The sequence below is a fragment of the Bacillus aerolatus genome, from assembly GCF_009183655.1.
Classification (GTDB): domain Bacteria; phylum Bacillota; class Bacilli; order Bacillales; family Domibacillaceae; genus Pseudobacillus; species Pseudobacillus aerolatus.
This window is the reverse complement of record NZ_WEIO01000004.1, coordinates 328586-342876: the sequence shown is the minus strand read 5'-3', so window position 1 is coordinate 342876 and position 14291 is coordinate 328586. Positions and strand designations below refer to the sequence as shown.

16 protein-coding genes are annotated in these 14291 nt (G+C 41.5%); 12 read left to right on the top strand and 4 right to left on the bottom strand.

Going from position 1 to position 14291, the window contains the following annotated elements; genetic code table 11:
- Positions 1-8 precede the first annotated feature (8 nt).
- From gucD to F9802_RS09450, 10 genes are all read left to right on the top strand, one after another.
- The gene (gene gucD, locus F9802_RS09495; RefSeq protein WP_152151286.1) at positions 9-1478 is read left to right on the top strand and encodes an alpha-ketoglutaric semialdehyde dehydrogenase GucD; all 1470 of its coding nucleotides are present in this window, start codon (positions 9-11) and stop codon (positions 1476-1478) included.
- 213 nt (positions 1479-1691) lie between these two features.
- The gene (locus F9802_RS09490; protein WP_152151284.1) at positions 1692-2708 is read left to right on the top strand and encodes a LacI family DNA-binding transcriptional regulator; all 1017 of its coding nucleotides are present in this window, start codon (positions 1692-1694) and stop codon (positions 2706-2708) included.
- 110 nt (positions 2709-2818) lie between these two features.
- On the top strand, positions 2819-3670 hold the full coding sequence (locus F9802_RS09485) for an amidohydrolase family protein (RefSeq protein ID WP_152151282.1): 852 nt from the start codon (positions 2819-2821) through the stop codon (positions 3668-3670).
- On the top strand, positions 3663-3989 hold the full coding sequence (locus tag F9802_RS09480) for a UxaA family hydrolase (protein ID WP_152151280.1): 327 nt from the start codon (positions 3663-3665) through the stop codon (positions 3987-3989). The genes F9802_RS09485 and F9802_RS09480 overlap by 8 nt, the downstream gene beginning before the upstream one ends.
- The gene (locus tag F9802_RS09475; protein WP_152151384.1) at positions 3989-5149 is read left to right on the top strand and encodes a UxaA family hydrolase; all 1161 of its coding nucleotides are present in this window, start codon (positions 3989-3991) and stop codon (positions 5147-5149) included. Before F9802_RS09480 ends, F9802_RS09475 begins: the two co-directional genes overlap by 1 nt.
- A 27-nt stretch (positions 5150-5176) precedes the next feature.
- Positions 5177-5992, top strand: coding sequence for an SDR family NAD(P)-dependent oxidoreductase (locus F9802_RS09470; RefSeq protein WP_152151278.1), 816 nt, complete (start codon positions 5177-5179; stop codon positions 5990-5992).
- Positions 5989-6762, top strand: a complete 774-nt coding sequence (locus tag F9802_RS09465; RefSeq protein WP_152151276.1) for an SDR family NAD(P)-dependent oxidoreductase — start codon at positions 5989-5991, stop codon at positions 6760-6762. The genes F9802_RS09470 and F9802_RS09465 overlap by 4 nt, the downstream gene beginning before the upstream one ends.
- Before the next feature lie 15 nt (positions 6763-6777).
- Positions 6778-7692, top strand: coding sequence for a fumarylacetoacetate hydrolase family protein (locus tag F9802_RS09460; RefSeq protein ID WP_152151274.1), 915 nt, complete (start codon positions 6778-6780; stop codon positions 7690-7692).
- Positions 7685-8110, top strand: a complete 426-nt coding sequence (locus F9802_RS09455; RefSeq protein ID WP_152151272.1) for an RbsD/FucU family protein — start codon at positions 7685-7687, stop codon at positions 8108-8110. The genes F9802_RS09460 and F9802_RS09455 overlap by 8 nt, the downstream gene beginning before the upstream one ends.
- 29 nt (positions 8111-8139) lie before the next feature.
- Positions 8140-9492: a sugar porter family MFS transporter gene (locus tag F9802_RS09450; protein WP_152151270.1), complete on the top strand. Its 1353-nt coding sequence runs from the start codon at positions 8140-8142 to the stop codon at positions 9490-9492.
- Positions 9493-9579: 87 nt separating this feature from the next.
- Here the strand turns inward: F9802_RS09450 and F9802_RS09445 are convergent, their stop codons facing one another.
- The 4 genes from F9802_RS09445 to F9802_RS09430 all read right to left on the bottom strand — a co-directional run bounded on the left by F9802_RS09445 (position 9580) and on the right by F9802_RS09430 (position 12168).
- A complete protein-coding gene (locus F9802_RS09445; RefSeq protein WP_152151268.1) occupies positions 9580-10185 on the bottom strand; it encodes a DedA family protein in 606 nt (201 codons plus the stop codon).
- A gap of 168 nt (positions 10186-10353) precedes the next feature.
- Positions 10354-10767 (bottom strand): MarR family winged helix-turn-helix transcriptional regulator, encoded by a 414-nt coding sequence (locus F9802_RS09440; RefSeq protein ID WP_152151266.1) that lies wholly within the window; start codon positions 10765-10767, stop codon positions 10354-10356.
- Positions 10768-10845: 78 nt separating this feature from the next.
- Positions 10846-11577, bottom strand: coding sequence for an SDR family NAD(P)-dependent oxidoreductase (locus F9802_RS09435; protein WP_152151264.1), 732 nt, complete (start codon positions 11575-11577; stop codon positions 10846-10848).
- A gap of 156 nt (positions 11578-11733) precedes the next feature.
- Positions 11734-12168 (bottom strand): YndM family protein, encoded by a 435-nt coding sequence (locus tag F9802_RS09430; protein WP_152151262.1) that lies wholly within the window; start codon positions 12166-12168, stop codon positions 11734-11736.
- Between the two features lie 170 nt (positions 12169-12338).
- On the opposite strand from F9802_RS09430, the gene F9802_RS09425 reads away from it, so the two are divergent.
- Together F9802_RS09425 and F9802_RS09420 are read left to right on the top strand one after the other, a co-directional pair.
- Positions 12339-12968 (top strand): spore coat protein, encoded by a 630-nt coding sequence (locus F9802_RS09425; RefSeq protein ID WP_152151256.1) that lies wholly within the window; start codon positions 12339-12341, stop codon positions 12966-12968.
- Between the two features lie 66 nt (positions 12969-13034).
- A complete protein-coding gene (locus F9802_RS09420; protein ID WP_404799156.1) occupies positions 13035-14264 on the top strand; it encodes a DEAD/DEAH box helicase in 1230 nt (409 codons plus the stop codon).
- Positions 14265-14291: the final 27 nt, after the last annotated feature.

The following is a 14291-nucleotide window of genomic DNA, read 5'->3' as shown; positions in this document are numbered from 1 at the left end:
GGATAAACATGCAAACAGTATTTAAAGAAAAAACCTATAAGAACTTCATTAATAATGAATGGGTGGAAGCATCCTCTCAAGAAAGAATTCCAAGCATAAATCCGGCAAACAAAGAGGAGATCGTCGGTTACGTGCAAAGTTCTACAAAAGAAGATTTAGATAAAGCAGTGAAAGCAGCGGATGAGGCGAAAAAGGCGTGGCGCAAGCTCGGCCAGGCAGCGAGGGGACAGCTGCTGTTTAAGGCAGCCAATATTTTAGAAGAAAATCTAGACGACATTGCTGAAACAATGACGAGAGAAATGGGGAAAACATTACCTGAAGCAAAAGGGGAAACTGCCCGCGGAGTTGCCATTCTTCGATACTATGCAAGCGAAGGTATGCGCAAAGAAGGAGATGTGATTCCTTCTTCAGATAAAGATGCGCTAATGTTTACAAAGCGTACGCCCCTTGGTGTTGTAGGTGTCATTACTCCGTGGAACTTCCCGGTAGCGATTCCGATCTGGAAAATGGCTCCGGCTCTTGTGTATGGAAATACAATCGTTCTGAAGCCTGCGACAGAAGGAGCTGTGACTGCTGCAAAAGTAGTGGAATGTTTTGCAAAAGCTGGACTTCCCGAAGGAGTATTGAATTTTGTCACAGGTTCAGGATCCGTTATTGGTCAGGCATTAATCGATCACCCACTTTTAAATGCGATCACTTTTACTGGATCTGAACAAGTCGGCAAAAATGTAGCGAAAGCGGCAACAGAACGAGGAATTAAATTTCAAATGGAAATGGGCGGGAAAAATCCGGTCATCGTTGCGAAAGATGCGAACCTTGACTTAGCTGTTGAAGCAGTTATCAGCGGCGGGTTCCGCTCTTCGGGACAAAAATGTACTGCTTCAAGCCGTGTGATTGTAGAAGAAGCGGTTTATGAAGAGTTCAAAGAAAAGTTGGTTCAGGAAACAAAGAAGATTACGGTCGGCAATGGATTGCAAGACGGTATTTGGATGGGACCATGTGCCAGTGAAAGCCAGTTCAACACGGTGAAGAAATATATTGAAAAAGGAAAAGAGGAAGGAGCTTCTCTGCTTTTTGGCGGTCAAGAATTAAAAGGCGAAGAGCTTGACAACGGCTTTTATATTTCTCCGGCTGTCTTCGATGAAGTTACACCTGACATGGCAATTGCGCAAGAAGAAATTTTCGGACCGGTCATCGCCTTAATTAAAGCAGCAGACTTTGAAGAAGCGATTACAGTGGCCAACAACACGAAATACGGCTTAAGTGCCTCTATCTTTACAACGAATATTAACAACTTACTGGAGTTTATTGATGACATCGAAGCAGGTCTCGTCAGAATTAACGCCGAAAGCGCTGGCGTAGAACTTCAAGCTCCATTCGGCGGAATGAAATCCTCTAGCACAGGCGCCCGTGAACAAGGAGAAGCAGCCAAAGAATTTTTCACGGCTATTAAAACTGTTTTCATAAAAGGGTCATAACGGCTAGTGAGGATGCAATTATGCAAGAGAGAAATTAGTTCTCCATAGGTATCAATTTAGGTTAAACATTTGAAAAATAGCGGTTCAATATGAGAATTTTAATGTAATCTCCCTTTGAAAAATCAAAGGGGGATTTTTTTTATGAACAGCCAATAAATAATAAATCAGGCTTATGATACAATAAAAGTGAAAACGTAAAGGCAGGTACAAAAAGTGACGACTATTTACGATATTGCTAAAAAAGCGAATGTTTCACCGATGACGGTGTCAAGGGTGATAAATAATAAAGGAAATATTAGTGAGAAGACAAGAGAGAAAGTAGAAGCTGTGATTAAAGAGCTCAACTATATACCGAATTCTGCTGCTCAAAGTTTAAATCTCAAAAAGACGAAGTTGCTTTCGTTAATTATAACGGATATTACAAACCCTTTTTTTACAAAAGTTGCGCGGGGGGCCGCGGATAAAGCGAATCAAATGGGGTATCAGCTTATTTTATGTAATACAGATGAAGACTACGAAAAAGAAAGTGATTATATTAATGCGTTAATTTCAAAACGCGTAGATGGCGTTATTATTGCTCCGACAGGCGATCCATCGATCAAAAACTTAAAAAAATTGATCAAAAACAGAATCCCGTTTACATTAATCGATAGGGAGATTGAAGAGATTTCTTGTGACAGGGTGCTGGGCGACAACTATGAAGGAACAAAGTTGCTTCTTCAGCATCTGATTGACTATGGTCATAAAAGAATAGCCATGGTGCATGGCCCGCTTACAGTCTCCACTTCGAAAGAGCGGTATCAGGCGTATATTGAAACGTTAAAGATAAACGATTTAAATATGGATGCTTCATTCCTTGTAGAGACGCATTATAAACAAGAAAAACAATGGAATGGAATTGACCACTTAGTTACTCTGCCGCTTGCTGACCGCCCGACAGCGATTTTTGCAGCGAATAACTTTATTGCCATTAAAATTATTAAAAGTTTGCGCGAAAAAAAGATTAAAGTGCCGGAAGAGATAGCTGTTGTCTGCTTTGACGATTTGGAATTATTTTCAGATTTTGATCCTTTTTTGACGGTATCTTCTCAGCCTGCATATGACTTTGGATACACGGGGACACAATTAGTGATTGAGAGAGTAGAAGAGGTTGGTCCTGCCGACTATCGAACAATAAATTTAAAACCTGAACTGGTGGTCAGGAAATCATCTGGAACTCCTATAAATTAATAGGAGTTTTTTTATTTTTAATAAAGTTGTAAGAATTGATTGACAAATTAAAATTCTTTTGATAATTTTATGTTACCGGTAACAATTAAATAACAAAGTGAGGTAATAACATGATTGATGCACATCAACACTTTTGGAAACTTGAAAGAGCTGATTACTCCTGGCTTTCAAAAGACATGGGTGTTCTCTATCAAGATTACCTGCCAGAAAACTTACAACCTTTATTAGAAAAACATAATATTTCCGGAACTGTTCTCGTTCAGGCAGCTCCAACATATGAAGAGACATTATTTCTCTTATCGTTGTATGAACGCTATGACTGGATTTGCGGCGTAGTCGGCTGGCTGGATTTAGCATCGCCATCTTTTCCGAAACAGTTACAATCAATAATGAAGCAGCCGGGAATTGTTGGTCTGCGTCCAATGTTGCAGGATATCGAACAAAATGATTGGATTTTACAAGATCAGGTCATGGAAAATTTAAAATGGCTTATTCAATATAATCTTCCTCTCGATCTATTAATTAATAAAAAACATGTTCCATCCATTTTGACTCTTGTGCAAGCGCTTCCCGATCTATTGACTGTCATCGATCATATGGCTAAACCGAATATCGCAGGAAGGGAGTTAAATGAGTGGAAAGAGGAGATGAGTGCATTAGCTCAGTTTCCGAATGTTTGGTGCAAACTATCGGGGTTGATGACAGAAGCGAAACCATTCGCGTGGAAAACGGAAGATTTTGAGCCGTATATTCATCATATTGTACAAACATTTGGCTCCTCTCGCCTGCTCTTCGGCAGCGATTGGCCGGTATGTTTATCGGCAGGGAGTTATGAAGAGGCGCTCCAGATTATAAGTGAAAATCTACCTGAGACGGTAAAGCATTTGGAAGCGGATAAAATCTTTTCTGAAAATGCTAAAGCATTTTACAAACTTAAAGACAGGAGAGAAAACAATGAGTAAGTCAGTATATGAACAGGATATAACGAGCATTGTTATGTCTGATAACGATAATGTCGCTACTCTTTTGAAAGGTTTAGAGGCGGGAGAAAGCTTCCTATATGTCCTCAATGGGCAAAAAGAGGTATTGACAGCAAAACAGTCTATTCCATTTGGACACAAAATATCGATTAAATCTATTCAAAGATCAGAAATGGTTGTGAAATACGGAGAAGTAATTGGAGCAGCCACTGCTGATATTGAACCTGGTGAACACGTGCATGTACATAATATTGAAGGAATCAGAGGAAGAGGAGATAAAGCGGAAGGGGGTCAAAAATGATGAACATGATAAAAGGTTATCGCCGTCCAAACGGAAAAATAGGAATACGAAATCACCTATTAATTATTCCGACCGTTATTTGTGCAAATCATGTAGCCAATCGAATTCAGCAAGCTGTACCAGCTTCAGTAGCCATTCCTCATCAGCATGGCTGCAGCCAAATTGGAGATGACAAGGATCGTACACATAATTTACTTGCCGGAATGGGGAAAAACCCAAATGTTGGCGCAGTTCTCTTAGTTAGCTTGGGTTGTGAGGTTATTGATGCTAAAATACTGAAAAAAGAAATTGAAGAAACAGGAAAACCTGTCGAGTGGATTGATATCCAGGATGTTGGGGGATCAATAAAAGCCATTCAAAAAGGGTCTGAAATAGTACATAGTTTATTCAGAGAAATTGAGAAAATACCATTAGAAGATGTTCCTCTTTCAGAATTAATACTTGGTGTTAAGTGTGGCGGGTCTGATGCTACTTCCGGTCTGTGCAGCAATCCTGCTTTAGGGAAAACAGCTGATCAGCTTTTAAAACAGGGCGGCACCATTGTAATGGGTGAAACAACTGAAATTATCGGGGCCGAGCATCTTGTCGCTCAAAAAGCAGTAAGCGAAGAAGTGGCAAACAAATTGTATGCCTATGTAGAGAATTTTGAAAAAGAAGTAGAGCGCATCGGCGCCGATATGCGAGGCGGTAACCCAAGCCCCGGCAATATTGAAGGCGGTCTCTCTACAATTGAAGAAAAATCACTTGGCTGCATAAGTAAAGCAGGAACAGCTCCATTAAAAGATGTCCTGGCTTTTGCTGAAGAAATTCCAGGGAGCGGCTATTACTTTATGGATTCTCCAGGGAACGATATCGAGTGCGTGTCAGGTATGGCTGCTGCTGGTGTCCATATGGTCTGCTTTACGACAGGAAGAGGAACACCAACAGGAAATCCAATTATTCCTGTTATCAAAATAACTGGCAATGAAATAACTGCTGCAAAAATGGCAGATAACATTGACGTAGATACAAGTCTCGTTATGAAAGGCAAAGAAACAACAGAAGAAGCCGGAAATCGTATTCTTGAAACGGTTATTAAAACAGCACAGGGGGAACTGACGAAAGCTGAAATCTTAGGTCATCAGGAATTCAGCATCAGCCGGATCAGCATCAGCCTTTAATAATACAATATGAAAAGAGGCAAAAAAATGAGCAAATTAAAAAATCGGACAGCTCTTGTCACAGGTGGAAGCCGGGGAATAGGTGCGGCCATTGTTATGAGGTTGGCTGAAGAAGGCGCGAATGTAGCGATCAACTATACATCACCTCGTTCATTTGAAAAAGCAAAGGCTTTAAAGCAAAAAGTGGAAGAGCAGTTTAATACTCAAGCGATCGTTGTGAAAGCAAATGTCGGCATTAAAGAAGAAGTGGATCAAATGATAGACGAAGTGGAAAAAGTGTTAGGACCGGTTGAAATTCTAGTGAATAATGCAGGCATTGCGCCGTTTGAACCTTTCATGAATTTGTCAGAAAAAACATGGGATGAAACGTATCAGACGAACGTAAAATCTATTTTTTTGACGACACAAAGAGCTGCCAAAAAAATGATCCAAAATAAGTATGGAAAAATTATCAACATTACGTCGACAGCGAGTGTTCTTGTGACGAGTCCAGTTGTTCCACACTATATTTCATCAAAAGCAGCAGCCAGCCACTTAACGAAAGCGTTGGCGATTGAACTCGGCAAATATAATATTAATGTCAATGCTGTTGGTCCAAGCACCATCGCGACGGATATGTGCGAAGAATATTTGGAAGATCCTCAAATTTTAGCAAAAGAAATTGAAGCGAACCCAATGAAGAGACTTGGGACAGAAAAACAAATTGGAGATGCTGTTGTATTTTTAGCATCAGACGAAGCTATGCAAATTAATGGGCATCTATTAATGGTAGATGGCGGATTAACGGTTAAAGCGGCACAGCCTGAGGATCATATGGATCATGAAAGTGAGGTAACAGTGTGAGACTTCTTCAAAAAACAGCTGTCATCACCGGCGGAGGGAGCGGCATTGGAAAAGAAACAGCCCTCTTATTCGCAAAAGAAGGCGCTTTTGTGATCATTATAGATATTCATCGTGAGAATGGACAAGGGACAGTATCAGAAATAGAAGAAAGTGGCGGAAAAGCGGCATTTCTCGAGGTGGATGTGACGAATCCCGGGGCCGTTGAATCTGTCATCAATCAGATTATTAAGACGCATAAAAAAATTGATATTTTATTTAACAATGCAGGGATCAGTAATGTGGGAAGAGTGGACGAAGTAGAGCCAGACGTATGGGACCGAATTATGAGTGTGAATGTGAAAGGTGTTTACTTGCCATGTAAATACACTCTCCCTTATATGATGGAACAAAAAAGCGGCGTCGTTATTAATATGTCATCATGTGCTGCAGAAATGGGGCTCGCTAAACGTGCCGCATACTCTGCAACGAAAGGAGCAGTGCTTGCTCTGACGAAAGCTATGCAAGTAGACTATGCTCCTTATAACATTCGCGTAAATGCTTTATTGCCGGGCACGATATTAACTCCATTTGTCGAAGATTATTTAAAGACTTCGTACAATGATCCTGAAACGGCAATAGAAAATATTAAGAAAAGACAATTGAGCGGAGAATTGGGAAGACCTGGAGACGTAGCAAAAGCGGCACTGTTTCTCGCTTCAGATGAGTCTTCTTTCATGATGGGGTCTCCCCTTTATATTGATGGCGGAGTTGTTTTTGGAAAAAATGCATAATAGGAGAATGAGAAAATGAAACTAGCTACTTTTATGAAAAACGAGAATGAAAGACTGGCTGTGCAAATTGGCGATCAATTAATTGATGTCGAAGAAACAGCAAAGCAGAATAATTGGAATGAAATTTTAAACGATGTCATGCAAGTGATTGAATTAGATCAATCAGGGCTAGAGGAACTTGAAGCAAAGGTCAACGAAGCCGTATCAAATGGAAGTGCTGTTGTAGTGGCAGAGGAAGGACTTGTTTGGGGACCATGTGTTACACGGCCGCGTAAAATTATTTGTGTAGGTTTAAACTATCGAAAACATGCAGATGAAACGAATGCACCTTATCCAGAAGTGCCGATCCTGTTTAACAAATTTGATAATACGTTAACAGGTCATCTAAGTGAAATTCCTGTTCCGGTTGTAACAAATGAACTTGATTATGAGGTGGAGCTAGGCATCGTCATTGGTAAAAAGACTAAAAATGTTACACAAGAAAAAGCGCTTTCCCATGTTTTTGGTTATTGTACAGTCAATGATTTGTCGGCAAGGGATCTGCAAATGAGAACACCACAGTGGCTGCTCGGGAAAACATGTGACAAGTTTAGTCCAGTAGGTCCTTATTTAGTTACTTCAGATGAAGTAGGAGATCCTAACAACCTCATTTTAAAAACTTATGTAAATGACGAATTAAGACAAAACTCTAATACGTCCGATATGATCTTTTCCTGCGCAGAGATCGTTAGCTATATTTCTCGGCATATGACGTTAGAGCCAGGAGATCTTATTTTAACAGGTACACCTGAAGGAGTAGTATTTGGTCTTCCAGCTGACGAGCGTATTTACATTCAGCCAGGAGACGTTGTTACTGTTGAAATTGAAAAACTAGGAAAGCTTACGAACAAATTTGTGCAAGAAAGTGGAAAGGCTTTGACATATGCTTAAAGGGATTCCACCCATCATATCTCCGGAACTGATAAAAGCCTTGATGGAGATGGGGCACGGTGATGAAATTGTACTTGCAGATGGAAATTTTCCAGCTGCAAGTCATTCAACCCGTTTAATTAATGGATATGGTCATGGTGTAGAAGAGTTTTTAAGCGCAATATTGAAACTTTTTCCGCTAGATACTTATGTAAAATGTCCCGTTGCTCTCATGGATACAGTGGAAGGGGATGTGAAAAACCCTGCAATCTGGGAAATATACGAAGGTCTATTAAAGAAAATGAGTGATTTTCCTGTTCAAATTGAAAAAATTGAAAGAAAGCAATTTTACGAACGAAGTAAAGACGCTTATGCCATCATTGCTACGAGTGAACCATTGCCGTATGCCAACATTATCTTAAAAAAAGGTGTGCTGTAATGAATAATTGAAAAAGGAGTGATCTTTTTTTGGAGCAGAGAATTCCGAATATTGTGTATGTTTATGCGATTTTTGGGGGATTGGCTGGACTTTTATACGGCTTTGATTCAGGGGCTATTTCTCCAGCATTGCCTTTTATTACTGAAGAATTTGGATTAAGCCCGTCTGGCCAAGGGTTAATTGTAAGCTTCCTCCTTTTGGGAGCATTGCCGGCTATTGTTCTTTCAACCTCATTATCTAAGGTTTTAGGAAGAAAATCATTATTAATTGGAGCAGGTTTAACTTTTATCATCGGGTCTATTGGATGTGCATTTGCTACAAGTGAAAGCGTTTTAATATGGTCACGTTTTATTCTTGGGATCGGCTGCGGGATAGCCAATATGTGTTCCTTGATCTATCTTGTTGAATTAGCTCCTCCTAAAATCCGAGGGTTTATTGGAGCTCTATATCAGTTGAGCGTGAACGTTGGAATTTTAAGCGCTTACATCGTAGGAGCTTCTTTAACCGACAGTGGAGCTTGGCGGTTAATGTTGGGAATTGGTCTTATTCCCGCTGCGATCTTTACGATTGGAATGCTTATGTCTCCTGAAAGTCCGCGGTGGCTGCTGACCGTCGGAAAAGAAGAACGCGCAAGAAAAGTCTTAATGAAGCTAAGAGGATCGAAGAAAGAAGTGGAAGATGAGATAAGAGATATTAATAACTCTCTTAAGTTACAAACAGCTGGATTTAAGCATTTGTTTGGCCAGTACAAGAGTATTTTAAACATGACATTAATCTTAACGTTCTTCCAAGTCTTCACCGGAATTAATGCAGTTGTTTACTTTGCTCCTATCATATTTGAAGGAGTTGATATTAATGGGTGGAGCGGTTCGAACGTAGCGAACTTTGGTGTCGGTATTGCGCTAGTTGTTTCCACCGCTATCTCCTTATTCATCGTGGACAAACTGGGTAGAAAAACTTTGTTAATCTACAGTATTGGCGGACAGGTCCTTCCGTTACTCGGTTTAGCTCTACTTTCTGACAATATGCTATTAAGTATGATTTGTGTGTTCCTATACGTCTTTGCGTTTGGGATTGGTCTTGGACCAGTATTTTGGCTATTTATACCAGAAGTGTTCCCTCTGCAAGCAAGAGCCATCGGTATGGGAGTTATTACATTTTCACAGTACACATTGAATTTCCTTTTTTCATACACTTTTCCGCAATTGTTAGGTGTCATTGGAAATAACGTTTTCTTAATATACGCAGTACTATCAGTTGTTGCCTGCGTTTATATCCATTATAAAACACCGGAAACAAAAGGAAAAACTTTAGAAGAAATTGAAGGTTACTGGCGGGAAAAATCTACAGCAAAAACTTATAAAGCAGTGAAAGAAGCGTGAAAATTAAAGAGTTGTTCATTTTCAGGCTGCCGATAAAATCGACAGCCCCTTTTTCATTATTGTCTATATGGGTCTTTCACTTCATTTCTATCCTCTTTTTCTAGTGATAAATAAAAACAGGAAAATAACAAGCCCTGCACCAATCAATGCATAAATAATATTCGCATACATGTCCATAAAAAGAACGATTTCTCCCCATGACTCGCCGAAAGCCGCACCGGCAGAAACGAGAATCAGATTCCAAGTAAATGTCCCGATGGCAGTTAAAAATAGAAAAAGCGGCAGTCTCATTCGCGACATGCCAGCTGGAATGGAAATTAGACTACGGACTAGAGGAATCACCCGGCACACGAGCACAGTCCAATAGCCATACTTTTCAAACCAGCGTTCAGCTTTGTAAATATCATTTTTGCTTAGGCGGAGAATGTGACCCCAGTGATCAATAATTTTTTCCAGTCTCTCCACATCAAGCAAATTGCCGATTTTATACAAGATGAACGCTCCTGCAAGCGATCCGGCCGTTGCTGCTAGAACGACCCCCGACACGGTCAATGTGGAAAAGGTTGTCATCGTTCCCCCGAAAGTAAGAATTACTTCAGAAGGAATCGGCGGAAAAATATTTTCAAACGCGATCAAAAGGAAAATGCCGACGTAGCCAAACTGTTCCATAAACTCTATCATCCAGCTTTGCATACGAACCCCCACTCTAATAAGGATTTTTCACTATCTTTATATATGCTATGAGGGACTTGCTTCAGAAAGTCGGTTTTGAATGATAAAGAGGAGATTTCGGATAGACGAAAATGGATAATAAAATCCAAAAACGGCTGAAAAAAAGATGGTCAGCCGTCAGGAAAATGGTTAACTATTTAACTTTTCATATATCGCTAACAGCTGCTGACGTTCTTCCGCTGTCAGTTTTTCGAATAGCTGTTTTCTTAAGTTTTGGCCTTCTGTTTGGGCTTTTACTAACATTTCACGCCCAGGGTCTGTAATGTCGAGATAAAGAATACGTCTATCGTTTTCATCGGCGAGTCGGACGGCTAATTTCTTAGTGATAAGCTTTTCTGATAAGTGGGTTAAAGAAGGCGGCGTCAGGCCAAGCGCTTTTGCGATGTCGGAAGGACGGCTTTTTCCGTAATCATTTAGGTGGCTAAGCACAAGAATATGGGAAATGCCGAGGTTTTCGTTAAATGTTTTATTCCAGTGAATGATTAGTTTATTCGTTACTTGGTCCATCGTGTGTAAAAGTTCAAAAAATGTTTCGTTCTCCATAAAATCCCTGCTTTCTAGCTTTCTTTAATCATCATAACATAAGAAGAAAAGCCCCTTTTGGAAAAGGGGCATCATTGTTTATTGTGCGGAGAATCCGCCATCAATGACGAGTTCTGCACCGGTGATGAAAGAAGCTTCATCGGATGCTAAGTATAGAGCGGCATTGGCGATGTCTTCCGGCTTTCCTAAGCGTTGCAGTGGGGTGGCGGCAATTAATTGCTGCACGAGCTCTTTCGTCGATTCGAGTCCTTTTGTCATCGGTGTTTCAATGATGCCTGGGAATAACGCATTGACGCGAATACCGTTTCTTCCGTACTGGGTGGCGGCTGCTTTTGAAATGGCACGGACGGATCCTTTCGAAGCGGAATACGCGTTCAGTCCCATGCCGATTTGCGCCGTGAAAGAAGAAATATTGACGATTGAACCTTGTTTCTGTTCTTTCATATAAGGAACGACATGCTTCATGCCAAGAAACGTACCAAAGCCATTAATCGTCATCATTTTTTGCCAGTCATCAATATTGATGTCTTCTGTCGGTTTTTCCGAGGAGATGCCGGCGTTATTGATAAGTATGTCTATTTTTCCAAAACGCTCTTTTACTTCTTTCAATAGTTGCTGCCAGTCTTCTTCAGAAGAAACGTCCAGCTTCATGCCATGCACATTGTCGAGCCGGCTGATTTGTTCAAGCGCCGCTTCGTTAATGTCCGCTGCGATCACCGTCGCTCCTTCCTCACTGAAACGTTTCACCATTTGCTCGCCAATTCCCGAAGCTCCTCCAGTTACAATACTTACTTTACCTTCAAGTCTCATCTGTCATTCCTCATTTCTTGTAAATTATTTAGGTATCTAATTATTTAATAACTAAATAATACAACGAAAATAAGATTTAGACAAGGGAATTGATTGGAGAAGGGGTAAAGTCAAAAGTGAGGCAAGAAAAAAGCCAGGGCCTTAATGGCCGCTGACTCATTTATCATCTTTATGGATGTCTGTTTCTTCTGCCATTTCGGTAGCGTAGGCAGGGTTCCGGCGAATATGTTTTTCGTTCTTGTCTTCATCAAATATACGATTGGCGAGGTAGTTGTGAAAGAATATTTCAGCGATAGCAATGACGCCAGCTGTCCAGAAGCTTGCCCATCCAAGGGAAATATTTTCGTTAATAATCATGCTGCCAAAGATCCAGATGCCGAAATAAGCAAGACCGAAATCAGCGATCGTGGCGGCAACGTTGCCGAAACGCGGCAAAATGAATAAGTCTCCGATGATATAAGCAGCGATGGTTAAAAGGATACTGATCGTTAATACTTCGCCGAAATCAACACCGTAAAAAAGTCCAAGGATTACCCACACGGCAGCTGTGCACATCACGAACTTAATTAATAATGCTTTCGTATGTTCCATCGTTTAACCCCCTTTTAGGAATAGTTTGATTCTTCTTTTTGAAAATATTCTTCTGAAGTGAAGAAACCTAACCTCCGATCGTCAGTAATTCCCATGTAAAAGTGAGTGAATAAATCATTTTCCCCTAGACAAACTAACGGAGTATGACTCAACTACAGGAGGGATTTAATTTGATGAATCAAAGTGGACAGACTCATACGAATATGCATACAGGTACTGTGCCGCCGCAGTTGAATCACGGAGGCCATGAGGTGATGGACGTTCATGAAGTGCTATCCGGTGCGGTAGGCGCAATGAATGAATACACGCTTCTTCGTCCTCAAGTGAAAGATCAAGAGCTGCTCGATATTCTTGATCGCCAGTATCAATTTATGCAGCAGGAGTATAACACGACGGTGGATTGTTTTCAGTCCGGACAGGATCCGGCTGTGCCGACGCAAAGTTACCAAATGAAGCAAGGCAATGACTTTGTTTACGGATTAACTCCAACGCAGCCGAAAAAACCGATGCAATCTGCAGCTGAAATCAATGATGAAGTGATTTCAGGCGCAATGCTTGGGACAATGAAGTCATCTGCTTCGGCGAAAGCGATGGCGGCGCTTGAAGTGACAAATCCGGTCGTGCGCCGAGTGCTGGCTGATTCCGTTCCTAACTGTATTGAGATGGCATACGAGCTTTCGATTTATCAAAATAAGCATCATTATTACCAAGTGCCGCAATTTGCCCAGCAGGATATGCAGCAAATGGTGCAGGCATATGCACCGGCTATGGGCACGCAAGGCAATATGTCCACTCATTAATGAGAAGAAGCGCTGTCCTTTTAATAAGGATGGCGTTTCTTTTCGTGTATAATGAGAAAAAAAGAGGTGAACAGCTTGAATGAATTTACAGACTTAGGCATTAGTACAGCGTGGACAAGTAAATTAACGGAAAAACATATTGAATCACCTACCCCGGTTCAACAAGAAGCGATCCCGTTATTATTAAATGGCGATGATGTGATCGCCCAGGCAAAAACAGGGACGGGCAAAACATTTGCTTTTTTGCTGCCATTGCTTGAAAAAATAAATACAGAAAAAAACGATATCCAAGGATTAATTGTTACACCGACGAGGGAATTGGCCTTGCAAATTACAGAGGAATTGCGCGGGCTGCTATCAGACGAAAGCGGCGTGCACGTATTGGCCGCTTACGGCGGGCAAGATGTCGACCAGCAAATTAGGCGGTTGAATGAGCATGTACATATTGTTGTCGCCACACCGGGCCGGCTGCTAGACCATATTCGCCGCGGAACGGTTGATTTAACAGACGTATCAATGCTCGTGCTTGATGAAGCGGATCAAATGCTGCATATCGGTTTTTTAGATGAAGTAGAAGCAATTATTAGAGAGACGCCATTCACAAGACAAACGGCTTTATTTTCCGCGACGATGCCGAAAGAAGTCCGTCAATTAGCAAAACGGTATATGAGAAATCCTCGTTCTGTTCATGTGCGCAGCAAAGAAGTGACGGTGGAACAGACGAAGCAATTTGTCGTCGAAACGACCGACCGCCGTAAGCAGCAAGCTTTATGTGAAGTGATCGATGAAGTGCAGCCGTTTTTAGGTATTATTTTTTGCCGGACAAAGCGCCGGGTAAGCAAGCTGTGCGATGAGTTAAAAGCGAAAGGCTACAACATCGATGAACTGCACGGGGATCTATCGCAGGCAAAAAGGGAACGGGTCATGAAGCGGTTCCGTGACGCCGAACTTCATTTGCTTGCGGCTACAGATGTCGCTGCCCGCGGACTGGATGTCGAAGGGGTTACTCACGTATTTAACTATGACATCCCGCAAGATATGGAAAGTTACATTCACCGGATTGGCCGTACAGGAAGAGCGGGGGAAGAAGGGGAAGCTTACACATTTGCCGCGTTAAAAGACAAAGACTTTCTGCGCCTGATTGAATCAGGGCTAGGCCGGACTCTCGAGCGGAAAGAAGTTGAATCCGCCGCTCCGCCAGCAGAAAGTGTAAAAAGCAGAACGTCGAACAGACGCGGGCAAGCGGACCGCCCATCGGCACGACAGCCGCAGCAAAGAAAGAAGAATAGACGGTAAAAAGTCAAAAGGGGCAGCCCAACAATC

What these genes read in the sequence shown, in the direction of transcription:
- gucD (WP_152151286.1), top strand. Translation starts at nt 9, where the DNA reads ATGCAAACAGTATTTAAAGAAAAAACCTATAAGAACTTCATTAATAAT.
- F9802_RS09485 (WP_152151282.1), top strand. Translation starts at nt 2,819, where the DNA reads ATGATTGATGCACATCAACACTTTTGGAAACTTGAAAGAGCTGATTAC.
- F9802_RS09480 (WP_152151280.1), top strand. Translation starts at nt 3,663, where the DNA reads ATGAGTAAGTCAGTATATGAACAGGATATAACGAGCATTGTTATGTCT.
- F9802_RS09475 (WP_152151384.1), top strand. Translation starts at nt 3,989, where the DNA reads ATGAACATGATAAAAGGTTATCGCCGTCCAAACGGAAAAATAGGAATA.
- F9802_RS09470 (WP_152151278.1), top strand. Translation starts at nt 5,177, where the DNA reads ATGAGCAAATTAAAAAATCGGACAGCTCTTGTCACAGGTGGAAGCCGG.
- F9802_RS09460 (WP_152151274.1), top strand. Translation starts at nt 6,778, where the DNA reads ATGAAACTAGCTACTTTTATGAAAAACGAGAATGAAAGACTGGCTGTG.
- F9802_RS09455 (WP_152151272.1), top strand. Translation starts at nt 7,685, where the DNA reads ATGCTTAAAGGGATTCCACCCATCATATCTCCGGAACTGATAAAAGCC.
- F9802_RS09445 (WP_152151268.1), bottom strand. Translation starts at nt 10,185, where the DNA reads ATGCAAAGCTGGATGATAGAGTTTATGGAACAGTTTGGCTACGTCGGC.
- F9802_RS09440 (WP_152151266.1), bottom strand. Translation starts at nt 10,767, where the DNA reads ATGGAGAACGAAACATTTTTTGAACTTTTACACACGATGGACCAAGTA.
- F9802_RS09435 (WP_152151264.1), bottom strand. Translation starts at nt 11,577, where the DNA reads ATGAGACTTGAAGGTAAAGTAAGTATTGTAACTGGAGGAGCTTCGGGA.
- F9802_RS09430 (WP_152151262.1), bottom strand. Translation starts at nt 12,168, where the DNA reads ATGGAACATACGAAAGCATTATTAATTAAGTTCGTGATGTGCACAGCT.